General features: G+C 68.7%; 22 protein-coding genes. 10 read left to right on the forward strand and 12 right to left on the reverse strand.

Features of this window, described 5'->3' with window-relative positions; all coding sequences use genetic code 11:
- Positions 1 to 26: 26 nt before the first annotated feature.
- A complete protein-coding gene (recQ, locus tag ACW173_RS05860; RefSeq protein ID WP_492083935.1) occupies positions 27 to 1,868 on the reverse strand; it encodes a DNA helicase RecQ in 1,842 nt (613 codons plus the stop codon).
- A 276-nt stretch (positions 1,869 to 2,144) separates the two neighbouring features.
- Between recQ and ACW173_RS05865 the strand changes: the two genes are divergently transcribed.
- Positions 2,145 to 4,109, forward strand: a complete 1,965-nt coding sequence (locus ACW173_RS05865) for a transglycosylase domain-containing protein (protein WP_492083936.1) — start codon at positions 2,145 to 2,147, stop codon at positions 4,107 to 4,109.
- Positions 4,110 to 4,244: 135 nt separating this feature from the next.
- On the opposite strand, the gene ACW173_RS05870 is transcribed toward ACW173_RS05865, so the two are convergent.
- From ACW173_RS05870 to ACW173_RS05880, 3 genes are all read right to left on the reverse strand, one after another.
- Positions 4,245 to 4,964, reverse strand: coding sequence for a M48 family metallopeptidase (locus ACW173_RS05870; RefSeq protein ID WP_492083937.1), 720 nt, complete (start codon positions 4,962 to 4,964; stop codon positions 4,245 to 4,247).
- A gap of 49 nt (positions 4,965 to 5,013) precedes the next feature.
- Positions 5,014 to 6,276: a polyhydroxyalkanoate depolymerase gene (locus ACW173_RS05875; RefSeq protein WP_492083938.1), complete on the reverse strand. Its 1,263-nt coding sequence runs from the start codon at positions 6,274 to 6,276 to the stop codon at positions 5,014 to 5,016.
- A 115-nt stretch (positions 6,277 to 6,391) separates the two neighbouring features.
- Positions 6,392 to 6,982 (reverse strand): SCO family protein, encoded by a 591-nt coding sequence (locus ACW173_RS05880; RefSeq protein ID WP_492083939.1) that lies wholly within the window; start codon positions 6,980 to 6,982, stop codon positions 6,392 to 6,394.
- Between the two features lie 74 nt (positions 6,983 to 7,056).
- Between ACW173_RS05880 and ACW173_RS05885 the strand changes: the two genes are divergently transcribed.
- Both ACW173_RS05885 and spdR read left to right on the forward strand, forming a co-directional pair.
- Entirely contained in the window at positions 7,057 to 8,457 is a 1,401-nt protein-coding gene (locus tag ACW173_RS05885) for an ActS/PrrB/RegB family redox-sensitive histidine kinase (protein ID WP_492083940.1), read from the forward strand.
- Positions 8,458 to 8,533: 76 nt separating this feature from the next.
- The gene (gene spdR / locus ACW173_RS05890; protein ID WP_291880393.1) at positions 8,534 to 9,091 is read left to right on the forward strand and encodes a stationary phase response regulator transcription factor SpdR; all 558 of its coding nucleotides are present in this window, start codon (positions 8,534 to 8,536) and stop codon (positions 9,089 to 9,091) included.
- Between the two features lie 131 nt (positions 9,092 to 9,222).
- Here the strand turns inward: spdR and ACW173_RS05895 are convergent, their stop codons facing one another.
- Genes ACW173_RS05895 through ACW173_RS05905 form a run of 3 tightly spaced genes read right to left on the reverse strand, consistent with a single transcriptional unit; the run spans position 9,223 to position 11,008 of the window.
- Positions 9,223 to 10,008, reverse strand: a complete 786-nt coding sequence (locus ACW173_RS05895; RefSeq protein ID WP_492083941.1) for an SDR family oxidoreductase — start codon at positions 10,006 to 10,008, stop codon at positions 9,223 to 9,225.
- 44 nt (positions 10,009 to 10,052) lie between these two features.
- Positions 10,053 to 10,337: a 4a-hydroxytetrahydrobiopterin dehydratase gene (locus ACW173_RS05900; RefSeq protein ID WP_492083942.1), complete on the reverse strand. Its 285-nt coding sequence runs from the start codon at positions 10,335 to 10,337 to the stop codon at positions 10,053 to 10,055.
- Positions 10,338 to 10,366: 29 nt separating this feature from the next.
- A complete protein-coding gene (locus tag ACW173_RS05905; protein ID WP_492083943.1) occupies positions 10,367 to 11,008 on the reverse strand; it encodes an HAD-IA family hydrolase in 642 nt (213 codons plus the stop codon).
- A gap of 138 nt (positions 11,009 to 11,146) precedes the next feature.
- On the opposite strand from ACW173_RS05905, the gene ACW173_RS05910 reads away from it, so the two are divergent.
- The 3 genes from ACW173_RS05910 to ACW173_RS05920 all read left to right on the forward strand — a co-directional run bounded on the left by ACW173_RS05910 (position 11,147) and on the right by ACW173_RS05920 (position 14,473).
- Positions 11,147 to 11,653 carry a hypothetical protein gene (locus ACW173_RS05910; RefSeq protein ID WP_492083944.1) on the forward strand — a complete coding sequence of 169 codons (507 nt, stop codon included), beginning with the start codon at positions 11,147 to 11,149 and terminating at the stop codon, positions 11,651 to 11,653.
- A gap of 240 nt (positions 11,654 to 11,893) precedes the next feature.
- Positions 11,894 to 13,984: an AsmA family protein gene (locus ACW173_RS05915; protein ID WP_492083945.1), complete on the forward strand. Its 2,091-nt coding sequence runs from the start codon at positions 11,894 to 11,896 to the stop codon at positions 13,982 to 13,984.
- Between the two features lie 213 nt (positions 13,985 to 14,197).
- A complete protein-coding gene (locus tag ACW173_RS05920) occupies positions 14,198 to 14,473 on the forward strand; it encodes a YjhX family toxin (RefSeq protein WP_492083946.1) in 276 nt (91 codons plus the stop codon).
- Between the two features lie 57 nt (positions 14,474 to 14,530).
- Here the strand turns inward: ACW173_RS05920 and rsmD are convergent, their stop codons facing one another.
- Positions 14,531 to 15,094: a 16S rRNA (guanine(966)-N(2))-methyltransferase RsmD gene (gene rsmD / locus ACW173_RS05925; RefSeq protein ID WP_492083947.1), complete on the reverse strand. Its 564-nt coding sequence runs from the start codon at positions 15,092 to 15,094 to the stop codon at positions 14,531 to 14,533.
- Positions 15,094 to 15,717 (reverse strand): TMEM175 family protein, encoded by a 624-nt coding sequence (locus tag ACW173_RS05930; RefSeq protein ID WP_492083948.1) that lies wholly within the window; start codon positions 15,715 to 15,717, stop codon positions 15,094 to 15,096. The genes rsmD and ACW173_RS05930 overlap by 1 nt, the downstream gene beginning before the upstream one ends.
- A gap of 110 nt (positions 15,718 to 15,827) precedes the next feature.
- Here ACW173_RS05930 and ACW173_RS05935 point away from each other — a divergent pair, with 110 nt between their 5' ends.
- Positions 15,828 to 16,838 carry a CPBP family intramembrane glutamic endopeptidase gene (locus tag ACW173_RS05935; protein ID WP_492083949.1) on the forward strand — a complete coding sequence of 337 codons (1,011 nt, stop codon included), beginning with the start codon at positions 15,828 to 15,830 and terminating at the stop codon, positions 16,836 to 16,838.
- On the opposite strand, the gene ACW173_RS05940 is transcribed toward ACW173_RS05935, so the two are convergent.
- Complete coding sequence (locus ACW173_RS05940; protein WP_492083950.1) at positions 16,835 to 18,127, reverse strand: pseudouridine synthase; 1,293 nt, start codon at positions 18,125 to 18,127, stop codon at positions 16,835 to 16,837. The two genes, ACW173_RS05935 and ACW173_RS05940, sit on opposite strands and share 4 nt — an antisense overlap.
- 54 nt (positions 18,128 to 18,181) lie before the next feature.
- Here ACW173_RS05940 and tadA point away from each other — a divergent pair, with 54 nt between their 5' ends.
- Positions 18,182 to 18,667 (forward strand): tRNA adenosine(34) deaminase TadA, encoded by a 486-nt coding sequence (tadA, locus tag ACW173_RS05945; RefSeq protein WP_492083951.1) that lies wholly within the window; start codon positions 18,182 to 18,184, stop codon positions 18,665 to 18,667.
- Here the strand turns inward: tadA and ACW173_RS05950 are convergent.
- Positions 18,660 to 19,070, reverse strand: coding sequence for a hypothetical protein (locus ACW173_RS05950; RefSeq protein WP_492083952.1), 411 nt, complete (start codon positions 19,068 to 19,070; stop codon positions 18,660 to 18,662). The two genes, tadA and ACW173_RS05950, sit on opposite strands and share 8 nt — an antisense overlap.
- 130 nt (positions 19,071 to 19,200) lie before the next feature.
- Here ACW173_RS05950 and pseB point away from each other — a divergent pair, with 130 nt between their 5' ends.
- Together pseB and pseC are read left to right on the forward strand one after the other, a co-directional pair.
- Positions 19,201 to 20,241, forward strand: a complete 1,041-nt coding sequence (gene pseB, locus ACW173_RS05955) for a UDP-N-acetylglucosamine 4,6-dehydratase (inverting) (RefSeq protein WP_492083953.1) — start codon at positions 19,201 to 19,203, stop codon at positions 20,239 to 20,241.
- A complete protein-coding gene (gene pseC / locus ACW173_RS05960) occupies positions 20,238 to 21,410 on the forward strand; it encodes a UDP-4-amino-4,6-dideoxy-N-acetyl-beta-L-altrosamine transaminase (RefSeq protein ID WP_492083954.1) in 1,173 nt (390 codons plus the stop codon). Before pseB ends, pseC begins: the two co-directional genes overlap by 4 nt.
- On the opposite strand, the gene ACW173_RS05965 is transcribed toward pseC, so the two are convergent.
- The gene (locus tag ACW173_RS05965) at positions 21,407 to 21,718 is read right to left on the reverse strand and encodes an EthD family reductase (RefSeq protein ID WP_492083955.1); all 312 of its coding nucleotides are present in this window, start codon (positions 21,716 to 21,718) and stop codon (positions 21,407 to 21,409) included. The two genes, pseC and ACW173_RS05965, sit on opposite strands and share 4 nt — an antisense overlap.
- Positions 21,719 to 21,828 lie beyond the last annotated feature (110 nt).

Here is a 21,828-nt window from a genome sequence, read left to right on the forward strand (position 1 = left end):
CTGGGAGCTAACACCCCGCGCGCCGTTTAGTTCTCTCGCACGACCTTCAAAACCGCCTCGCCGTAGCGATCCAGCTTGCCCTGGCCCACGCCGCCGGCCTTGCCCAGCGCGGCCAAGCTCGCCGGACGCGCCGCGGCGATCTCGGCCAGGGTGGCGTCGTGGAAGATGACGTAAGGCGGCACGTGCTGGGCCTGGGCCTGCTCCTTGCGCCACGAGCGCAGCGCCTCGAACAGCACCTGGTTCTCGGTCGGGATGGTCAGGGCCTTGCCCTCGCGGCGCTTGCGGGCGCCGGTCGCGCGGCCGATCTCGGGGGCCTCGGCCATCTGGCGCAGGGCCACCCGGCGCTCGGCGCGATAGACCTGGCGCACGCCCTCGACGTCGCCCAGGCCGATCAGGGGCCGGCCGTCATTGGGATCCTCGCGCAGCAGGCCTTCGAAGATCAGCGTGTCGAACAGGTCGCGCCAGACCGGTTGGCTGAACTCCCGGCCGATGCCGAAGGTCGGCAGCTGGGCCTCCTGCGGGGTGACGTCCTTGGTCTTGCCCAGCAGGTGCTCGATCAGCCGGCCGCGTCCATAGCGGCCGCCCATGCGGTGGACCGCCGACAGGGCCTTCTGGGCCGCCTCGGTGGCGTCGATTCCCGTGGGCGGCGAGACGCAGACGTCGCACACCCCGCAGCGCGCCACGCCCTCCTCGCCGAAATAACGGCGGACGGCGGCGGCGCGGCAAGTGACGCCTTCCAGCATCGAATAGAATTGCCGCAGCTTGCGCGATTGGGCCTGCTTGACCTCGTCGGGCGCGTCCTTGGTCTCGATCCGGCGCCCCGCCCAGGCCATGTCGGCCGAGCCGTACAGGGTGATGCCCTCGGCCGGCTGGCCGTCGCGGCCGGCGCGGCCGACCTCCTGCCAATAGGCCTCGATGGCGGCCGGCGGGTCGGCGTGGATGACGAAGCGGACGTCGGGCTTGTCGACGCCCATGCCGAACGCGATCGTCGCCACCATCACCGCCGCGTCGGCCTCCAGGAAGTCCTCCAGGCGCTTGGCCCGAACGGCCTTGTCGAGGCCGGCGTGATAGGCCACGGCCGGGATACCCTCGGCGATCAGTTTCTCGGCCAGCTTCTCGGTGGAGTCGCGGCTGCCGGCGTAGACGACCCCGGCGCGGCCCGGACGCTCCAGAACCAGCTCGACGACACGATCGTGGCCCTTGCCCCGCTTGCGCTCGGCGCTGAGCGCCAGCTCCGGCCGGGCGAAGCTGTCCACGAACTCGGCCGCGCCCTGCAGGCGCAGCTCGGCGCGGATGTCGTCGCGTGTCCGGGCGTCGGCCGTGGCGGTGACCGCCAGGCGCGGGACGCCGGGGAACAGCTCGGCCAAGCGGCCCATCATCCGGTATTCAGGCCGGAAGTCGTGCCCCCACTGGCTGACGCAGTGGGCCTCGTCGACGGCGATCAGGGCCAGCGGCGTGCGGGCCAGGCGATCCAGCATCCACGGCTGCATCAGGCCTTCGGGCGAGAGGTACAGCATGTCCACCTCGCCGGCGTCGATGCGCCGCCAGATGTCGCCGCGCTCATCCATGGAGACGTTGCTGTCCAGCCGCTCGGCCGCGACGCCGGCCTGGCGCAGGCCCTGGACCTGGTCGGCCATCAGGGCGATCAGCGGCGAGATCACCAGGCCCACGCCGGGCCGGATCAGCGACGGGATCTGGTAGCACAGACTCTTACCGCCGCCGGTGGGCAGCACGGCCATGGCGCTGTGGCCGGCCAGGATCTCGTTGATCACCCCCGCCTGCATGCCTCGGAAGTCGGCATGGCCAAACGTGCGCCGCAGGACTTCGCGGGCGTGGTCGAGTTCGGGGGATTCGGGAGGGACGTACACGGGGGTCCTTTTGGCAGCCTCGGGCGGCGAGGCCAAGGAGTCCGGCGCGACTTGGGGGTCCTCAGATGACGAAGCCATAAACGTCCTGGTCGTTCGTTGTTTGTTTCCTCAATTATAGGTAGCGCAATGGCGCCGAGAAACCACCGCCACAAGAGCGCCGCAACGGACGTTCACTTCTCGTCAATCTTGTCGCGCGTTCTGTGGGCTTCGGCTAAACGGAACGCGCGTGAGCGCGTGTGATCGCGCGCCTCTCGGCGCACTTGGAACAGGACGACCATGGCGAACGGACCCTTCGGCGGGAACAAGGCGGCCAAGCCGCAGCGCACCCCGCTCCAGGCCCTGGTCTATTGGGGCACCGTCCTGGGCGTCTGGGGCCTGATCTTCGTCGTGGCCTTCTTCGCGGTGTTCGCCAGCGACCTGCCCGACACGTCCAAGCTCTATGACGTCAAGCGCCAGCCCTCGATCAACTATCTGGACCGCTCGGGCGCCCTGCTCGCGGTGCGCGGCAGCCAGTACGCGCCGCCGGTCGACATCGACGCCCTGCCCGAATACGTGCCGGCCGCCTTCGTCGCGATCGAGGACCGCCAGTTCTATCACCACTTCGGCTTCAACCCCTGGGGCATCGCCCGCTCGCTGGTCTGGAACGCCACCCATGACGGCGGCCCGCAGCGTGGCGGCTCGACCATCACCCAGCAACTGGCCCGCAACCTGTTCCTGAGCCCGGCCCAGAACTATCGCCGCAAGGCCCAGGAGCTGATCCTGGCTGTCTGGCTGGAGCTGAAGTTCTCCAAGAAGCAGATCCTGGCCCTGTACATGAACCGGGTCTATTTCGGGGCCGGCGCCTACGGCATCGAGGCCGCCTCGCAGCGATACTTCAACAAGCCGGCCAAGGAACTGACGATCGGCGAAGCGGCCCTGCTGGCCGGCATGATGAAGGGCCCGGCCCGCTACTCGCCGGTCTCGGCCAAGGAACGCGCCGCGCGCCGCGCCACGATCGTCCTGGACGAGATGGTGCGCATCAAGGCCATCACCGCCGAGCAGCGCGACGAGGCCTTCAAGACGCCGGTGCAGGTCTCGGCCACCCTGGCCAACCAGCGCGCCCAGTACTTCACCGACTATATCGACGCCCAGGTCCGGTCGCTGGTCGGCGAACCGACCGAGGACCTCGTCGTCGAGACCACCCTTGATTTGCCGATCCAGGTCTCGGCCGAGCGCGCCGTCAAGCTGGGCGTCGAGGGCCATGTGGCTCAGGGCGTGCAGCAGGCGGCCCTGGTCGCCATCGATGGCGAAGGCCGCATCCGCGCCTATGTCGGCGGCGCCGACTATACCGACAGCCAATTCGACCGCGCCACCACCGCCCGCCGCCAGGCCGGCTCGGCCTTCAAGCCGTTCGTCTACCTGACCGCCATGGAGGCCGGCCGCACGCCGGCGGTCATGGTCGTCGACGAACCGGTCAAGATCGGCAATTGGGAACCGCGGAACTACACCAACAAGTACCTGGGTCCGATCACCCTGCAGACGGCCCTGGCCCAGTCGATCAATACGGTCGCCGCGCGCCTCGCCAACGAGGTCGGCACCAGCAACGTCGCCGCCACCGCCCGCCGCCTGGGCATCACCAGCAAGATTCAGCTGGATCCGTCGATGGCCCTGGGCGCCGTCGAGGTGTCGCCGATGGAAATGGCCCAGGCCTACGCTCCTTTCTCGAACGGCGGCTTCCTGGCCAAGGGCTACGGCATCGAGCGCATCCGCACCGCCAGCGGCAAGGTCCTCTACGACCACGGGGTCGACAGGCAGGCCCGCTCGGCCGTGATCGGCTCGCCGGCCCTGCAGTACATGAACCAGATGATGCGCCAAGTCGTGACCTCGGGCACGGGGGCCCGCGCCAAGGTCGCCGGCTACGACATCGCCGGCAAGACCGGCACGACCAGCGACTACAAGGACGCCTGGTTCGTCGGCTACACCGGCGGCTTCGTCACCGCCGTCTGGACCGGCAAGGACGACAACACACCGATGAAGCGGATCACCGGCGGCGGCGCTCCGGCCGAGGTCTGGCGCACCTTCATGTCCGCCGCGCTGCCGCGCCTGAAGGCGACCCCGATCCCGGGCGGCGTGGTCGAGCCTCCGCCGGTCGAGAGCACCGACCCGATCGGTGACCTGATCAACCCGACGCCGACGCCGGAAGGCCCGGCGGCCGAGACCCCCGCGGGCACGACGCCGCCGGCGGACCAGCTGCCTTACTGAGGTTTGAAATCTCCTCCCCCTCTGGGGGAGGTGGCCCAGAGGGCCAGAGGGGGCAACTCCGCATAGGCCGGCGACGCCCCCTCGGTCGCTTCGCGACAGCTCCCCCAGAAGGGGAGCAGGCTGCCTGGCCGCGCCTTAAGCCCCGATCGCGTGCAGTTCCGCCGCGTGGGCCCGCAGCCATGCCCGGTGCGGCGCGGGGTCGCCCACCAGTTCCTCGCACAGCGCCCAGAACCTCGGGCCGTGGTTGGCCTCGATCAGGTGCGCGCACTCGTGGGCGACGACGTAGTCGGCCACCGCCGCCGGGGCCAGGATCAGCCGCCAGCTGTAACGGATCGCCGCTGGCGCGCGGGACGTGGCTGGACGGCACGAGCCCCAGCGCGCCTTCGGGTCGGCCACGGCCACCGAGGGCATGGGCCGGTTCAGGGCGGCGGCGTGGACGGCGGTGCGGTCGGTCAGGATCGCCAGCGCCTCGCGCTTGGCCAGGCGCACGACCTTCAGGCCCCAGTTGGCGTCGTCGGGGGCGACGATACGGTCACCATCGATCCGGGCGCGGCCAGGACCGACCTCCAGGCGATAGGCCCGGTCGTTCAGGCGCAGGATCCCGCCGGGCGCCAGGCTCATCCTTTCGGGCAAGGCCGCCAGCTGCTTGGCGATCCAGCCGGACTTCTCCTGGGCGAAGGCGACGGCCTCGTTCAGGCGCTTGGGGTTGGGGGCCAGGGCGACGACCTCGGACTTGGCCCGGTCGACGCGCAGCGAGATCCGCCGGGCCCGGCCGTCCACCCGCAGGCGAACCGGCCAGCCGCCGATCTCCAGTCGATCACCGTCGGAAAAACGTTGGGCAGCGCGCGCGAACATCAACGCCTAAGATCGTGTGCGCCGCGCCCGCCCGCAAGCGTCCGTGGCGTTACGCCTCTTCGTCGAAATGCGGGTCGCACTTGCGGATGAACTTGCGCACGCGCGGATAGATCTCCTCGCGGAAGCGGCGGCCGTTGAACACGCCGTAGTGGCCGACGCTGGGCTGCACATAGTCCAGCTTCAGGTCCTCGGGGATGTTCGAGCACAGGCCGTGGGCGGCCTGGGTCTGGCCGATGCCGGAAATGTCGTCGTTCTCGCCTTCGACCGTCATCAGGCCGATATCGGTGATCGCCTCGGGCTTCACGCGTGTCCCGCGATGCATCAGCTCGCCCTTGGGCAGCAGATACTGCTGGAAGACGATGTCGATGGTCTGGAGGTAGAATTCCTCGGTAAGGTCCAGGACCGACAGATACTCGTCATAGAACTCCAGGTGCTTGTCGGCGCTGTCGCCGTCGCCTTTCACCAGGTCGTCGAAATAGCGGCGGTGGGCTTCCTGGTGGCGCTCGGCGTTCATGCTCATGAAACTGGCCAGCTGGACGAAGCCCGGATAGACGCGCCGGCCCGCGCCCGGATAGGGCGGCGGCACGGTGTAGATCATGTTCGACTGGAACCAGGTGAACGGCTTTTCCTCGGCCAGCTGGTTGGTCACGGTCGGCGACAGGCGCGCGTCGATCGGCGAGCCCATGAAGGTCATGCTGGCCGGGCGCGAGGGATGGTTCTGCTCGGCCATCAGCGCGGCGGCGGCCAGGACCGGCGGGCCGGGCTGGCAGACGGCCACGACATTGGGGCGGGGCCCCAGCACCGACAGCATCTGGATGATGTGATCGATATAGTCGTGGAAGTCGAAACGCCCCTCCAGGACCGAGACCTCGCGAGCATTGACCCAGTCGACGATGAACACGGCGTGGTCGGGCAGGAAAGCCTCGACCGTGCCGCGCAGCAAGGTGGCGTAGTGGCCCGAAAGCGGCGCGACGATCAGCACGGCGGGATCGAGGCTGAACTTGCCGGCCCGGCGCATGTCGGCCATGTCGCGGTCGAACTGGATCAGACGCGCCCAGGGACTTTCCCAGACCACGGTCGGGCGGACCCGCACGTCGACCTGACCGACCTTGATCGTGTCGAGGTTCCACTTGGGCTTGCCGTAGCGCCGCGTGACGTTGGCGAACAGGTCCGCGCCGGCGTGCATGCGCCGGCCCATGGCCGAGTCGGCGGCCGGGTTCAGCGGCGATCCCCAGAAGTCCCGGGCCGCCCGCGCCGCGAGGCGCATGGGGGTGGAGGCGTAGTAAGCCGCCTCGTGCATGGCGTAGAGCATGGCGCATCCGCTATGTTGCGATGCAACATAGCACGCCAAAGCCTAAGAGAGTCTACCCCGCGAGGACTTTTTGCGGCGCGTCACAGCGTCGCCTCACGCCGAGATGGTAGCGCTCTCAACCTTCCCGCATCGCGTCGGAGATCCGGCGGGCGATTTCGTCCGGCGGCGTGCCATAGGGGATCACGGTCTTGTACCGGCCCTTGGGGTCCATCAGGTAGGTCACCGTCGAGTGGTCCATGGTGTAGCCGGGCCCCTCGCCGCTCTTGGCGTAATAGACCTTGTAAGCCTTGGCCGCGACCTGGACTTGCTCGGGCGTGCCGGTCAGGCCGATCGTCGATTTGGGAATGTAGTCGTTCGACAGATAGGTCTTCATCTGCTCGGGCGTATCACGGCCTGGATCGACCGAGACGAAGACGATCTGTAGGTCCTTGGCCTTGGGCCCCAGCTGATCGGTCGCCGCCGACAAGGCCTGCAGCGTGCCGGGGCAGACATCGGGGCAGTAGGTGAAACCAAAGAACACCAGGCTCCATTTATCCTTCAGCACCTTCTCGGTGGCGGGCTTGCCGTTCTGGTCGACCATCTGGAACGGCCCGCCGATCGGCACGGGCGGCTCGGTTTTGAACACGCCGGCGTTCCAGGCCAGACCCGCGGTTACCGCGAGGCCAATCACGCAGGCCAGGATCAGGATGAGGCGGTGGCGAGGCATGTGCATTTCATCCATTTGCGGCCGCCCGATCTTTTACTCTCGCCACGCGCGAGAATATGGACAATCTTGCGGACATGACTGACGTTTCGTTCGCGAGGACGCCCGACGATCAACGTCATAAAGGGCTCGATAATCCGGGTGACGAACCGGCGCAAGATGACGCCTGGTCCTGGACCGCGCCTGGGCTTCGCCGCGGACGCTTAAGGGTTCGCACCCTGCTGACGCAGCGCTGGGTGTCGGTGGTCGGGCAGACCGCCGTGCTGTTGGTGAGCGGCCTCGCCCTGAAGCTGCAGGTGCCCTGGGCGCTCTGTTTCACCCTGATCGCGCTGTCGGCCTGGCTGAACGTGTTGCTGGGCTTGGCGTCCAGCGGCCAAAGATTGGCTCGCGACGGCGAGGCCACCGCCCAGATCGCCTTCGATATCCTGCAGCTGTCCGGCCTGATCTACCTGACCGGCGGCGCGCACAATCCCTTCGCGCTGCTGTTGATCGCTCCGGTCACCCTCGCGGCGGCGACCCTGCCGGCGCGCTATGCGATCGCCTTGGGCCTGTTGGCCATCGCCTCGTCGGTCCTGCTGGCGCTGTTCCACATGCCGCTCCCCACGATCAACGGCCAGCCCATGCCGTTCGAGCCCAGCCCGTTGATGCTCTGGACGATCGTCGCGGCGCGGATCGTCGGCATCATCCTGACGGCCGCCTATGCCTGGCAGGCGGCGAGCGAGTCGGCGCGGATGGAGCTGGCCTTGAACGTCACCGAGACCGTGCTGGCCCGGGAGCAGCGCCTGTCGGCCCTGGGCGCCCTGGCCGCGGCCGCCGCCCACGAGCTGGGGACGCCGCTGGCCACCATCTCGGTCGTGTCGCGCGAAATGGCTCGCAACGCCGCCAGCGAGGAGATTCGCGAGGACGCCGAACTGCTGATCGGCCAGGCGGCGCGGTGCCGCGAGATCCTGCAACGCCTGACCGAAATGCCCGAGGCCAAGGACGCCGTGCACGAGCGCATGAGCCTGGTGCAGCTGGTCCAGGACGTCATCGAGCCGCACCTGGTGCATGGCATTCGCGTCGAGGCCGTGGTCAACGGTCCGTCGGGCGAGACCGCGCCGGACATTTGGCGGCGCCCCGAGATCATCCACGCCATGACCTCGATCGTCGAGAACGCGGTCGATTTCGCCCGCAGCGAGGTGATCGTCATCGCCCGCTTCGACGCCCGCTACATCGTCATCGAGGCCCGCGACGACGGCGCCGGCTTCTCGCCGGAAGTGCTGGCCAAGCTGGGCGAACCGTACGTCACCACCCGCCCCGGCGCGGAAGGCTCTCGCACGGGACATATCGGCATGGGGCTTGGCTTCTTTATCGCCAAGACTCTGCTGGAACGAACCGGCGCCACCGTGGATTTCCGTAATGGACGCCGTGGCGGCGCCGTGGTGTCGGCCCGCTGGCCCAGACCCGCGCTTGAAGCTCCCGGATTTATCGGGGCTTGAAGTACGGTGCGTATCCTGGAAACTATGGGTTGTTATTTGGCCTGTTGAGTATTGGCGCTGGGGAGGCGCGGACTTCATGGCGGATATTGGAGAGCTGGTCGCGGCCCTGCCGGACAAGACGCTGCTGCTTCTGGACGATGACGGACCCTTGCGGACCCGACTCGGACGGGCGTTGGAGCAGCGCGGCTTCGAGGTGACCCTGGCAGCTTCCGTCGCCGAGGCCCTCACCATCCTGCGCGGCGCCGCTCCGGCCCACGCGGTGCTGGACATGCGGCTGGAGGACGGGTCGGGCCTGAAGGTGGTGGAGGCGGTGCGCGACGCGCGTCCCGACGCCAAGGTCATCATGCTGACCGGCTACGGCAACATCGCCACGGCCGTGGCGGCGGTGAAGGCGGGGGTGGTCGACTACCTGTCCAAGCCGGCCGACGCCGACGACGTGGCCCGCGCCCTGCTGGCCGCCAAGGACGCCGCTCCAGCCCCGCCGGAAAACCCGATGAGCGCCGACCGCGTCCGCTGGGAACACATCCAGCGTGTCTACGAGATGTGCGGCCACAACGTGTCGGAAACGGCGCGCCGGCTGAACATGCATCGGCGCACCCTGCAGCGGATCCTGGCCAAGCGCGCGCCGCGGTAGGTTCTGAATCTGCTCCCCCTCTGGGGGAGCTGTCGCGAAGCGACTGAGGGGGCGGCTCGGCCTATGCGGAGCTGCCCCCTCCGGCCCTCTGGGCCACCTCCCCCAGAGGGGGAGGAGAACCCGTCGGCGCATCACATCGCCGAGATGCCGCCGTCGACCTTGATCTCGGCGCCGGTCATGAACTTGCTCTCGTCGCTGGCCAGGTAGAGCACCGCGTTGGCGATGTCGTTCGGCTCGCCGATGCGGCCCAGCGGCACCTGCCGCGCCAGCTTGGCGAAGGCCTCTTCCTTGCCGAACCGCGCCGAGAAGCCGTCCAGGATCGGGGTGTCGATGAAGGTCGGGTGGATCGAGTTCGAGCGGATGTCGAGCTTCATCTTGGCGCAGTACAGCGCGATGTTCTTGGACAGCAGCCAGACCGCCGCCTTCGAGGCGTTGTAGGCTGGCGAATTGCCGTTGGCGATCAGGCCGGCGATCGACGAGAGATTGATGATCGAGCCGGGCTGATGGGCCCGCATATGGGTCAGGGCGTGCTTGGCGCCCAGGAAGACCGAGTCGACATTGACCGACATCACCTTCTTCCAGAGGCCGAAATCCAGATTCTCGATCGGGCCGTCGCCGCCGATGCCGGCGTTGTTGACCAGCACCGACAGGCCGCCCATGGCCTGGGTCGCCTGTTCCAGGACCTCGATCCACTGGTCTTCCTGGGTGACGTCCAGCTGATAGGCGAAGGCCGTGCCGGCGCCGTGGGCGGCGTTGATCTCGTCGGCCACGGCTTGCGCGCCCGCCAGGTTGAGGTCGGCCAGCGCGACCCTGGCGCCTTCCTTGGCCAACATCCGCCCCGCCGCCGCGCCCAGCCCCTGGGCCCCGCCGGTGATGAAAGCCTTCTTGCCGGCGACCCGGCCCGTGCTCTGCGCCATCGAGGCGTCCTCCCGATTATAATTCAAACGGGAGTTTGAATTCTTCAGGCCGCGCTGTCCATGAACTTCGCGAGCTGGACGTCCAGCTCCGTCACCCCGTCGGCGTCGTGGGTGGTCAGCAGCACCTCGACGCGGTTGTAGACGTTGAACCATTCGGGGTGGTGGTCGAGCTTGTCGGCCATGATCGCCACGCGGGTCATGAAGCCGAACGCCTCGTTGAAGTCCGCGAACTTGAAGGTCTTGGCGATGGCGTCCTTGTGATCCGGCGCGGCGCTCCAGCCTTGCAGTTGGGCGATCGCGGCGGCGGCGCCGATGCGGGGACGGGACATGGAGGTCTCTCCGAAGGAACTTCGTCCCCTCAGAACGACAATCTCGTCGCTTCGGCAAGGTCGGCCAGCAATTGGGCCTCGGTCGAGACCTTGATGGCCTTCATGCCCAGCGCCGCCGCCGGCTTGCAGTTGACGCCCAGGTCGTCGAGGTAGACGCACCGCGCGGGCGCGACGCCCAGCAGCTCGCACATCATCTGGTAGATGCGGGGGTCTGGCTTTCGCACCCCGGCCTTGGAGCTTTCGATCACCGCGTCGAACAGGGCCATGATCTCACCGACCGCCAGCGCCTTGTCGGCGCTCTGGGCCATGCCGGGTCCGTGGCCGGTCGGGACATTGTTGGTGATGCAGCCGACCTTGAACCGCGCCTTGCAGGTCTTCAGCGCGTCCAGCACCCGAGGCCGCAGGTCGCCATAGAGCAGCGGAAGCACTTCGGCCCCGCGCACGGCGTGGCCCAGGCGCGTGGCTTCCTCCAGGAACAGGACGTCGAAGGCCGCCGCGTCGATCTCCGCGCGCTCGAACCGGGCCCAGGCGTTCACGTCAGGGTCGGTGGCGTTGACCGCGCGGATGAAGTCGGCGGGCAAGCCGCGCTGGGTCTCGTAGCGGCGGAAGGCCTCGAAGGGCGAGGTCGTGAACACGCCGCCGAAGTCCCAGATCACCGCCTCGATCGCCATGGCCGCCCTCAAACAATTGTTTGATCCACGCTAGCCGCGGCCCGCCGCCAAGGGAAGCCTCACTTGCGTGCAAGGCCACGCTCGCTTGCTGGGTGAAAAGGCGCTCACGGTCGCTCGGGAAATGTTTTGTTAACCTCCATGACCGCGTTCCGCCTCTTTCCCGCTCTGGTTCTGACCCTGGTCAGCCTCGCCGCGCCGGCGATGGCTCAGCCGCATCGGGGCGTGGGCCTGCCGCTGGATTCGGAGCTGCTGCCGCCGAACTCGGGGCCCGGCGACTGCGTCGCGCGCCGGGTGACCGGTCCGGGCGGCGCCTATCGCTGGGACCGTGTCGAGTGCGACGCCCAGCAAGGCTGGGCCGATCATGATCAGTGGGGCTACGGCGATCGCCGTCTGGATATCGAGACACGCGGCGGTTACGAGCCCTCCTATGGCGATCGTTACGCGGGCGACCGCTATGGCGAACGCCGCCACGACCGTCGGGTCGACCAGTACGAGTACGAACGCGTTCGCGCCTATGGCGACGGACACGACCAGGGTCGTGGGGACCCTGCCGTGAACCACCGTCCGCCTTATGTGCATTACGGTTATGTCGCCGCCGGGCGCGACGAAGCCGGTTATCTGATCTGGCCCGGAAAGACGCCCTAACCCAAAGCGGGTGGCGCCGCCCTTGCGCCAAGTGCGTCGAGTTGCACCAAAATGGGACGGGGGAACAACAGACCATGCGCACGCCAAGCCGGCCGTTTTTCAAGGCCTATGAACTCGTGGCCATCGCCGTATTTCTGATCGCGGGGGCGGTCGTCTGCCGGATCGGTCTCGTTTACTGACGAGGCCTTTCGAGGCTAACGCGCTTCAAATTGGAACAGTATCGCCGGCTCCACGCGTTGTGTGGGTTCAACCGGAGCCACGATCCTGTCCAACGTCGACGTCATGCCCGCGCCCAGGCCGCCCCGGAACCCCTTCCGAGGCCTTTCGCGACGCGCTCGCATCGGGATCGGCGCGGCCCTGACGCTGCTGGCGGCGATCATCATTTTCCTGGTGATCTTCGACTGGAACTGGCTGCGCGGCCCGATCGGGCGCTACGCCTCGGTCCAGTTGCAGCGCGAAGTGGTGATCGCCGGCGACCTGCGGGTCCACCCCTGGTCGTTCTCGCCCAAGGCCGAGGCCTACAACCTGCGCATCGGCCAGCCGGCCTGGGCCAAGTCGGTCGACAAGGACTCCGGCTCCGGCCAGATGGCCCAGGTCCAGCGCATCGCCGTGCAGATCAAGATCCTGCCGCTGCTGCGGGGCCAGGTGATCCTGCCGTTCCTGGCCATCGACAGGGCCGACGTGCGCTTGCTGCGCGACAAGGACGGCCGAGCCAACTGGACCTTCGGCGCGCCGCGCAAGGACGCGCCGCCGCTGAAGCTGCCGGCCATCCAACGCTTCGTGATCAATGAGGGCAAGCTGCGGGTCGATGACCGCCAGCGCGGCGCGCTGTTTGTCGGCACGGTCAACGCCCAGGAGCGCGCTGGCGAGCGCGGCGGCCGTTTCGTGCTGGAGGGCAAGGGCAGTCTGAACAACGCCGCCTTCGTGGCTCAGGTCACCGGCGGCCCGTTGCTGAACATCTCGCCCAGCCGCCCCTATCCGTTCGACGCCGACATCCGCGCCGGCTCCACCCGGATCACGGCCGAGGGCAACGTCACCAAACCGTTCGACCTGGGCCGCTTCGAGACCCAGCTGTCGATCGCGGGCGCCGACCTGAACCGGCTGCACGACCTGACCGGCCTGACCCTGCCCAACACCCCGCCTTACAAGGTCTCGGGCCACCTGGTGCGCAAGGGCGACCGCTACGACTTCGAGACGCTGTCGGGCCGGATCGGCGACAGCGACATCCGCGGCGACCTCTTCGTGCTGACCGGGCGTGAGCGGCCCTATCTGGAAGCCGCGCTGCGCTCGCGCCGGCTGGACTTCGACGACCTGGGCAGCCTGTTCGGCGCCGCCCCGGCCACGGGTCGCGGCGAGACCGCTTCGGCCGGCCAGAAGGTCGAGGCCGCCCAGCGCGACGCCGTCCAGCGCCTGCTGCCCGACGCCACCCTGCAGGTCGATCGCGTCCGCGCCATGGACGCCAAGGTCACCTATCGCGCCGACACGGTGAACGCCCCGAACCTGCCGCTGCGCAAGGTCAGCGTCGACCTGACCCTGGACAAGGGCGTGCTGACCATGGACCCGATCGCCTTCACCTTCTCGCGCGGCGATCTGCGCGGGAAGGTGCGCCTGGACGCCCGTCCGGCCGTGCCACGGACCGACATGGACGTGCGCCTGACCAACGCTCGCATCGAGGACTTCATCCCGCTGAAGACCGACGGCAAGCCGGCTATCGAAGGCGCTCTGATGGCCCGGGCCAAGCTGACCGGCGCCGGCAACAGCGTCCACCGCGCGGCCGCCTCGGCCGACGGCTCGGTGACCGTGGTCGCGCCGCGCGGCGAGATCCGCCAGGCCTTCGCCGAGCTCTTGGGCGTCAACGCCTCCAAGGGCCTGATCCTGCTGCTGTCCAAGAGCAACAAGGAGACGCCGGTGCGCTGCGCCGTCGCCGACTTCTCGGTCAAGAACGGGATCATGACCACCAACCACCTGGTGGCCGACACCGGCGTCGTGCTGGCGCGGGGCCGGGGCACGGTGAACCTGGCGACCGAGCGGATCGATTTCCGCATCGAGGGCGACAGCAAGAAGCCGCGCCTGGTGCGCCTGTTCATCCCGATCACCATCAAGGGTCCGATCATGGCCCCGAAGCCCGGCCTGGACGCCAGCAAGGCGGTCGGTCAGGGCGGCGTCGCCGCGGCCCTGGGGTCGATCATCAATCCGCTGGCGGCGCTCCTGCCCTTCGTCACGACCGGCGAGGCCAAGGACGCCGACTGCGCCGGCCTGGTCAGCGATGCTCGCCAACAGGGCGCGCCGGTCAAGGTGACCCAGACCACGCCCGCCAAGGCCAAGAAGTAGCGGCTACGGACACGGCGAGCGCTTGAGCTTCGCCGCGTCCTGCCCCATCTTCCCCACACCAACTTCTCTTGTGTGGTTCATGTCCGAGATTGTGCGCGAGGCGCGGGCCTAACAGGCTCCGAACCTCGGTTCGAAAGTCGATCAGGCCCGCTTCCGCCCGCGTATCCGCCGGCGCGGTGCGCGATCGTATGCCTCGATCCCTCGGACAATCCCTTGAACATTTCCAAACCGCAGCAACGCACGCTGCATGCTCTGGCCCAAGGCGGCCGGATCGAACTCGAACGTGACGACCACGGCAAGATCGTCGCGGCCGACTGCATCACCCGCGACGGCTGGGCGCTGACCGACTGTTCGGTCGGGGTCTTCCAGTCGTTGAAACGAAAGCGGCTGATCGCCAGCCAGGACGGCGGCCCTTACCGGATCACCCGGCTGGGACTCGGCAGCCTCCGCGCCCAGCTCGACAACCGGGTGGGCGCTAAGGCGTGGTGAGCCCCGCGTGACAGCCGAAAGTGGAGACCGGGTTCGGCGCCCGTCACGCGCCAAGCATCAAGTCAGCTTGTAGAACAGGACGCGCGCGGCGCCGTAGTCGCGCGCGTCGATCTGCTCAAAACCCTCGAGCACCGGGTCCGCTTCACTTCGCCCGCGCTCGAACATCAGGATCGCGCCGGGGGCCAGCCATTCGTGGGCGCGCAACTCGGCCACCGCCTTCTCGCCCAGGCCCTTGGCGTAGGGCGGATCCAGGAAGGCGATGTCGAACGGCGCGCCGGCGCTGGCCGGGCGCGGCCCGAGGTCGGTGGCGTCGCGGCGGTGCACGCGGGTGACGCCAAACAGGTGCATGGCGTCGATGTTCTCGCGGATCGCGCCGCGCGCGGCGTCGTCGGTCTCGACGAACAGGCAGAAGCCAGCGCCCCGCGACAGGGCCTCCAGCCCCAGCGCGCCCGACCCGGCGAACACGTCGATGATCCGCGCACCGTGCAGCGCCGGCGCCCAGGCGGCGTGCTCCAGGATGTTGAACACGGCCTGGCGGGCGCGGTCGGAGGTGGGGCGCGTGGCGCCACCCGGCGGCGCGATGATCGCCTTGCCGCGATACTGGCCCGAGACGATACGCATCAGGCCGCCTTCGACGTCAGGCGACGGCCGGCCAGGTTGAGGCCGACCACCAGCAGGATCATCAGGATCCAGCCCCAGGCATGGACCAGGCTGAACAGGGTCAGGCCACACATCAGGCCCGGCAGCAGCGCCACGCGCAGCAGCACGAACCAGGCCTCGCCGGCCGGCATCGGTTCGGTCAGCTTGCCGACGAAGGCGGCATAGGCCCAGACCAGGCCCATCGCCACGCCGATCAGGGCGACCAGCCCCAGATAGATCGGCACGGCCTGGCCGCCCCGCGATTCCCACAGCAGTTCCGTGGCCAGCGGCAGCAGGGCGATCAGGCCCAGCACCAAGAAGTTCACGAAGTCCAGCCCGCCATTGGCCCGCACCAGGCGCGCGAACACCCGGCGATGGCTGAACCAGCAGACCCCGACCACCGCGAAGCTGACGGCATAGGCGGTAAGCTTCGCGCCCATCTGCCCGAACAGGTCGGCCACGCCGTGCCAGTGGTGCGGCGGATGGATCTCGATGGCCAGCAAGGTGATGGCGATGGCGAACACGGCGTCCGAGAACAACACCAGCCGATGCAGGTGTCCGGGCGTGCTGTCGTGCCCCCCATTGCTCAAAACGCCGTCGCTCATGCCTGTCCCCTTACAACCGGTAACGGGATGTGTGCCGTCCCGAGCGCCCTGCGGCAAGCACGCGCTTTACAAGATCGCGGCCGTTCCCTCTTAGTCGCCCGAATGGTCGGATGGACGAGGCCAACACGCTGGGGAAAGGCGATCGGGCGATGCGCATGGGCGAGCTGATGGAGGCGATGAAGCAGTCGCGCTTCCTGGCCGACCTGTCGCCCTATGACCGCGACCCGTGGCGGACGGCATTCGCCGTGCCGATCGGGGTTCTGGCCGGGGCCGTGGGAGCCCTGCTTGGCGGAGCGGCGGCGATCCTGATCGCCGTGCTGGTCGTCAGCGGCCTGGACGGCGCGCCGGCCGCCGGCGACCTGTTCGCCGTATTCTCCGCCTCGCCCATGGACTATCCATCCGCCCGCGAGTCGCTGTTCCTGTTGACGGTGCTGGCCGGCGTGAACCTGGGCGCGGCGGTCGGCTTCGTGTTCGCCGCCGGCGCCATCCACCACCGCAAGATCACCGACTACGTCAATCGTGGCGAGGCCGTGCGCTGGCGCCTGCTGCTGGGCGGCCTCGTCCTGGTCGGCGTCGTGATGATCGCCGTCGTCGGCTTCGCGGCCCTGGGCGGCGAGGCGATCGAGCCCCCGCTGGCCCGCATGTCCCCCAACCTTGCCGGACAGGCGCTTTACGCGGCCTTGGCGATCGGCCTGCTGATCCTGGCGGCCGCCGCCGAAGAGCTGGTCTTCCGCGGCTGGCTGCTGAAGCAGAGCGCGGCCTACATCCACAATCCGGTCGCGTTGATGGCGCTGAACGGCCTGCTGTTCGCCGCCATCCACTTCGATCCCAATATCGACGCCTTCCTGGTGCGCGCGGCCATGGGCGCTGGCCTGACCTGGATGGCCCTGCGCCTGGGCGGCGTCGAGCTGGGCATCGGCGCCCACGCGGCCAACAACGCCGTCATCCTGCTGCTGATCCGGCCGATGACCACCCGCCCCGACGCCCCGCACGAGTTCAAGGCCGGACTGATCGCCAGCGCCCTGGTGGTGCTGGCCGGCTTCATCGCGGTGGCCGAACTGTCGATCCGCTGGCCGGCGCTCAGGCGGTGGACGGGGGTTCGGACCCCCGCCGCGGCCTAACGTTTACCGGGACCACCGCGCGGAGCGTTTCCACGCGGAGCCGGACCACGCGGCCCAGCGCCACCGCTCGGCTTGGACGCCCCCGGACGTGGCGCGGCCCGACCCGGCTTCTCCGACACCCGACGCGCCGCGCCTTCGGCGGGCTTCGCCCCCGGACGCGCCGCGGCTGGTTTCCCCCGCGCGGCGGGTTTGCCGATATCGATGAACTTGGTCTCCATCGACTTGGGCGCGCGCTTGGCCTTGGGCTGGGCGACGCCCTTGCTGGCGCCCTTGGCCGGGGCGTGGGGCGAGATCTTCTTCTTCGGCTTGGCCCAGCCGGCCTTGTAGACCGGCTTCTCGGGCTTCGCCGGCGCGTCGGGCGCCACCGCGCGGTCGGCGCGCGGCGCGCCCCGGCGCTGCAGGTCGCCGCCGCCGGGCGTGCCAGGCGCTTTCACGGCCGCGGCGACGCCACCGAACTTGGGACGATCGCCGGTCGGCATGTTCTCCTCGGAGACAATGCCTTCCAGCAACTCGCGGATCACCCGGGGGCCGACCTCTTCGATCTGGCCGGCTTCCAGGGGGCCCAGGGCGAACGGGCCGTAGGACATGCGGATCAGGCGGTTGACCTTCAGGCCCAGCGCCTCCAGCACCTTGCGGACTTCGCGGTTCTTGCCTTCCGACAGGCTGACCGTGATCCAGATGTTCTTGCCGCCGCCGGCCTTGTCGTGGGCCTTGTCGATCTTGGCCTCGATCGAGCCGTACTTGACGCCCTCGACGGTGACGCCGTCCTTCAGCGTGTCCAGCTTGGCCTGGGTGGTGTCGCCGAAGGCGCGAGCGCGATAACGGCGCACCCAGGCGTTGCTGGGCGTCTCCAGGGCGCGCGACAGCTCGCCGTCATTGGTCAGCAGCAACAGGCCTTCGGAGTTCAAGTCCAGGCGGCCGACCGAGATCAGGCGCGGCAGGTCCTTGGGCAGCGACTGGAACACCGTCGGCCGGCCCTTGGGATCGTTGTGGGTGGTCATCAGCCCGGTGGGCTTGTGGTAGCGGAAGATCCGGGTCGGCTCGCGCTCGGCCACCAGTTGGCCGTCGACGGTGAGGAAGTCGCCGGGCTGGACCTTGATCGCCGGGGTGGTCAGCACCTTGCCGTTGATCGCCACGCGACCGGCCTCGATCAGCCGCTCGACCTCGCGCCGCGAGGCCACGCCGGCCCGCGCCAGGGCCTTGGCGACGCGCTCGCCGGGGCCGCCATCGAGCTCGCCGTCTTGACCCTCGAGGTGAGGCTCGTACAGGGGATCGTGTGGTTTGGTCATTTTCGGCGTCCTTCTCGGGCTGGGCGCATCTCTCGATGGGCTTTCAAGACGCTAATGCACACCGATCCGACTGACGATCAAGACCACGCCATGATGCGGCTGGCGCTGGACGCCGCCCGCGCGGCCGCCGAAGCGGGCGAGACGCCGGTCGGCGCGGTGATCCTGGATCCCAAGACCGGCGAGGTCATCGCCACGGCCGGCAACGGCCCGATCGCGGCCCACGATCCCACCGCCCATGCCGAGATCGCGGTCCTGCGCGCGGCCGCCGCCAAGCTGGAGAACTATCGCCTCACCGACCTGACCCTGGTCGTGACGCTGGAGCCCTGCGCCATGTGCGCTGGCGCGATCAGCCATGCGCGGATCGGACGGGTGGTGTTCGGGGCCGAGGATCCCAAGGGGGGCGCGGTCGTGCACGGCCCGAAGTTCTTCGCCCAGCCCACCTGCCACTGGCGGCCGGAGGTGACGGGCGGCGTGCTGGCGCGGGAGAGCGCGGACCTGCTGCGCGGGTTCTTCAGGGCCCGCCGCAAGAAACCTAGCTGAGCATGGCCGAGCCCAGCATGACCTTCGAGCCAGGCTTGCCCAGCACCTGGTCGGCGGCCTTCTGCAGTTCGCGGGCGACATAGTCGATGTCGGGGGCCACGCCGCCGCGCAGGCCGGCGCAATAGATCATCAGCACCTGGGCGAAGGCGGCGCGCAGGCGCGGGGTCGAGGCCTGGGCCCGCTTCATCAGCTCCGGATCCTTGACCTCGATGCCGGCTTCCACGGTCATCACGCCCCGGCGACCGTCGCGGCGCAGGACGATCGCGTTGATCGGGTCCAGGGCGAAATAGGTGACCGGCTTTTCTTCCTTCTTGGCCTCCTTGGCGAGGACCGGCGTCGCGCCGAAAAGATACCCCGTCGGGGCGGCCAGAAGGAGCGAGGCGAGGAGGTGGCGACGGCGCATGACGCCTTGCTACCGCAACGTGGTTGACGTCCTCTTTACATCTGCGAGCGCATCAAGGGGCGTTAACCACGATTCGGCGATCACGCCCCTTTGGGCCTGGAAGCGCCGCGAACGTCGCAGGAGGCTGAACTTGGGCCGTTTTTCTCCCAAATCGCTCGATCTGGACGGCAAGGTGATCCTGGTCACCGGCGGCACAGGCTCTTTCGGTCGGCGATTCATCGAAACCGTGCTGCGCCGCTATGACCCGCGGAAGGTCATCATCTATTCCCGCGACGAATTGAAGCAGAGCGACATGCAGCTCGAAATGCGCGAGCAGTTCGACGAGGCGACGGTCGCCAAGCTGCGTTTCTTCCTCGGCGATGTCCGGGATCGCGAGCGCCTGACCCTGGCCCTGCGCGGCGTCGACATCGTCATCCACGCCGCGGCCCTGAAGCAGGTGCCGGCGGCCGAGTACAATCCCTCGGAGTGCATCCACACCAACATCATGGGCGCCGAGAACGTGGTCTGGGCCAGCCTCAACAACGGCGTGAAGCAGGTGGTGGCCCTGTCGACCGACAAGGCCTGCAACCCGACCAATCTCTATGGCGCGACCAAGCTGGCCTCGGACAAGACCTTCGTGGCCGCCAACAACCTGTCGGGCGACATCGGCACGCGCTTCTGCGTGGTGCGCTACGGCAATGTCGTGGGCTCGCGCGGCAGCGTCGTGCCCCTGTACCGTCGCCTGCTGGCCAACGGCGCGACGGAACTGCCGGTCACCGACCCGCGCATGACCCGCTTCTGGATCACCCTGAACGAGGGCGTCGACTTCGTGCTGTCGTCCCTGACCATGATGCGCGGCGGCGAGATCTTCGTGCCCAAGATCCCGTCGATGGCGATGCCGGACCTGGTGAAAGCCATGTCGCCGGACGTTGGCATGAAGGTCGTTGGCATCCGCCCCGGCGAGAAGCTGCACGAGATCATGATCAGCGCCGACGACGCGCGCTCGACCGTCGAGTTCGAGGACCGCTTCGCCATCGAGCCCAACTTCGCCGAGTTCGGCCGCACGCCCTATTCGGCCGCCGACGGCGCCAAGCGCGTCGCCGAGGACTTCTCGTACAGCAGCGACAACAACCAGGACTGGCTCTCGCCCCAGGGCCTGCTGGCCATGCTGGAGGAGAAGACCGCGCGATGAGCGGCTTCCTGCCCTACGGTCGCCAGACGATCGAGGACGACGACATCGCCGCCGTCGCGCAGGCGCTGCGTGGCGACTTTCTCACGACCGGCCCGACCGTCGAGGCGTTCGAAACCGCCTTCGCGGCCAAGGTCGGCGCCGAGCACGCGATCGCCGTCTCCAACGGCACGGCCACCCTGCACCTGGCGATGATGGCCCTTGGCGTCGGCGAGGGTGATGTCTGCGTCGCCCCCTCGGTCACCTTCCTGGCCACCGCCAACTGCGCCCGCTACGTCGGGGCCGAGGTGGTGTTCGCCGACGTCGATCCCGACAGCGGCCTGATGACGCCCGACACCTTGGCCCAAGCCTTGAGTAGGGGGGCGCTGAACGGCGCGCGGAACAAGCGGGTCAAGGCGGTGCTGCCCGTGCACCTGCGCGGCGACGTCTGCGACCTGCCGGCCCTGAAGGCCATGGCCTCGGCGTCTGGCGCGGTGCTGGTCGAGGACGCCCCGCATGCGCTTGGTTCGATCGGGACCTTCGGCGGCGTTCAGCATCCCGTCGGCGACTGCGCCTATTCCAGCTTCGCCAGCTTCTCGTTCCATCCGGTCAAGACGCTGGCCACCGGCGAAGGCGGCATGTTGACCACCAACGACGCCGCGCTGGCCGCCAAGGCCCGCCTGCTGCGCTCGCACGGCATGGTCCGCCAGCCGGGCGGCGATCCGTGGTGGTACGAGATGCCGGAGCTGGGCTTCAACTACCGCATCCCGGACGTGCTGTGCGCGCTGGGCCTGTCGCAACTGGCCAAGCTGGACCGTTTCGTCGCCCGCCGGCGCGAGCTGACGGCGCTGTACGCCAAGCTGCTGGCGCGGCGCGCGCCGCGCGCGCGGCTGGCCTCCAGCCCGGCCCATTCGGATCCGGCCCTGCACCTGCTGACCGTGCTGATCGACTTCGAGGCCGAGGGCCTGTCGCGCCGCACCGTGGTCGACAGCTTGAAAAGCCAGGGGATCGGGACGCAGGTTCACTACATCCCGGTGCACCGCCAGCCCTACTATGTGAACCGCCAGGGCCTGGCCGACCTGCCGGGCGCGGACGCCTGGTACGCCCGCTGCCTGACCCTGCCGCTCTATCCGGCCATGACCGACGGCGACGTCGAGCGGGTGGTCGACGCTCTCGCCGCGATCTTGGGCTAGCGCGGCTCGCTGATCTGGGCGATCGGCTGGATGTCCGTGAACTTGGCGACGTCGGCCATCACCTCCGCTCCGCGAGGTCCGGTCAGCGAGGCCCGCAGCGCCGCCGCGTCACGGAAGGTCAGGTTCACCATCACCAGATAGGGCGCGGGACCACCGCCTCCGCCGGCCAGGCCCTTGAGCACCTGGACGCTCTCCAGCCCCGTGGCCGTGAAGGCGTCCTTGACCAGCGGAATGTGGGTCGCCTCATAGTAGTCGAGATCGAACTTCGCCCCGTCGACGGCGGGATAGAGGACGGTGAACACGGCCATGGCGGTCTCCCGGAGCGGTCCTTGGCGACCGGCGCGGAGGAGCCTACCGGGCGCCGTCGGGGAAGAGTCAAACCGCTATCAAGCCGGGCTTCCCACATGCTTTCGCTTCG

It is taken from the genome of Caulobacter sp. ALps2 (genome assembly GCF_058681635.1).

Excerpts from the sequence above, each read along its gene's own strand:
- ACW173_RS05865 (WP_492083936.1), top strand. The coding sequence starts at position 2,145 with ATGGCGAACGGACCCTTCGGCGGGAACAAGGCGGCCAAGCCGCAGCGC.
- ACW173_RS05870 (WP_492083937.1), bottom strand. The coding sequence starts at position 4,964 with ATGTTCGCGCGCGCTGCCCAACGTTTTTCCGACGGTGATCGACTGGAG.
- ACW173_RS05875 (WP_492083938.1), bottom strand. The coding sequence starts at position 6,276 with ATGCTCTACGCCATGCACGAGGCGGCTTACTACGCCTCCACCCCCATG.
- ACW173_RS05880 (WP_492083939.1), bottom strand. The coding sequence starts at position 6,982 with ATGCCTCGCCACCGCCTCATCCTGATCCTGGCCTGCGTGATTGGCCTC.
- ACW173_RS05885 (WP_492083940.1), top strand. The coding sequence starts at position 7,057 with ATGACTGACGTTTCGTTCGCGAGGACGCCCGACGATCAACGTCATAAA.
- spdR (WP_291880393.1), top strand. The coding sequence starts at position 8,534 with ATGGCGGATATTGGAGAGCTGGTCGCGGCCCTGCCGGACAAGACGCTG.
- ACW173_RS05895 (WP_492083941.1), bottom strand. The coding sequence starts at position 10,008 with ATGGCGCAGAGCACGGGCCGGGTCGCCGGCAAGAAGGCTTTCATCACC.
- ACW173_RS05900 (WP_492083942.1), bottom strand. The coding sequence starts at position 10,337 with ATGTCCCGTCCCCGCATCGGCGCCGCCGCCGCGATCGCCCAACTGCAA.
- ACW173_RS05905 (WP_492083943.1), bottom strand. The coding sequence starts at position 11,008 with ATGGCGATCGAGGCGGTGATCTGGGACTTCGGCGGCGTGTTCACGACC.
- ACW173_RS05910 (WP_492083944.1), top strand. The coding sequence starts at position 11,147 with ATGACCGCGTTCCGCCTCTTTCCCGCTCTGGTTCTGACCCTGGTCAGC.
- rsmD (WP_492083947.1), bottom strand. The coding sequence starts at position 15,094 with ATGCGTATCGTCTCGGGCCAGTATCGCGGCAAGGCGATCATCGCGCCG.
- ACW173_RS05930 (WP_492083948.1), bottom strand. The coding sequence starts at position 15,717 with ATGAGCGACGGCGTTTTGAGCAATGGGGGGCACGACAGCACGCCCGGA.
- ACW173_RS05935 (WP_492083949.1), top strand. The coding sequence starts at position 15,828 with ATGGACGAGGCCAACACGCTGGGGAAAGGCGATCGGGCGATGCGCATG.
- ACW173_RS05940 (WP_492083950.1), bottom strand. The coding sequence starts at position 18,127 with ATGACCAAACCACACGATCCCCTGTACGAGCCTCACCTCGAGGGTCAA.
- tadA (WP_492083951.1), top strand. The coding sequence starts at position 18,182 with ATGCACACCGATCCGACTGACGATCAAGACCACGCCATGATGCGGCTG.
- ACW173_RS05950 (WP_492083952.1), bottom strand. The coding sequence starts at position 19,070 with ATGCGCCGTCGCCACCTCCTCGCCTCGCTCCTTCTGGCCGCCCCGACG.
- pseC (WP_492083954.1), top strand. The coding sequence starts at position 20,238 with ATGAGCGGCTTCCTGCCCTACGGTCGCCAGACGATCGAGGACGACGAC.
- ACW173_RS05965 (WP_492083955.1), bottom strand. The coding sequence starts at position 21,718 with ATGGCCGTGTTCACCGTCCTCTATCCCGCCGTCGACGGGGCGAAGTTC.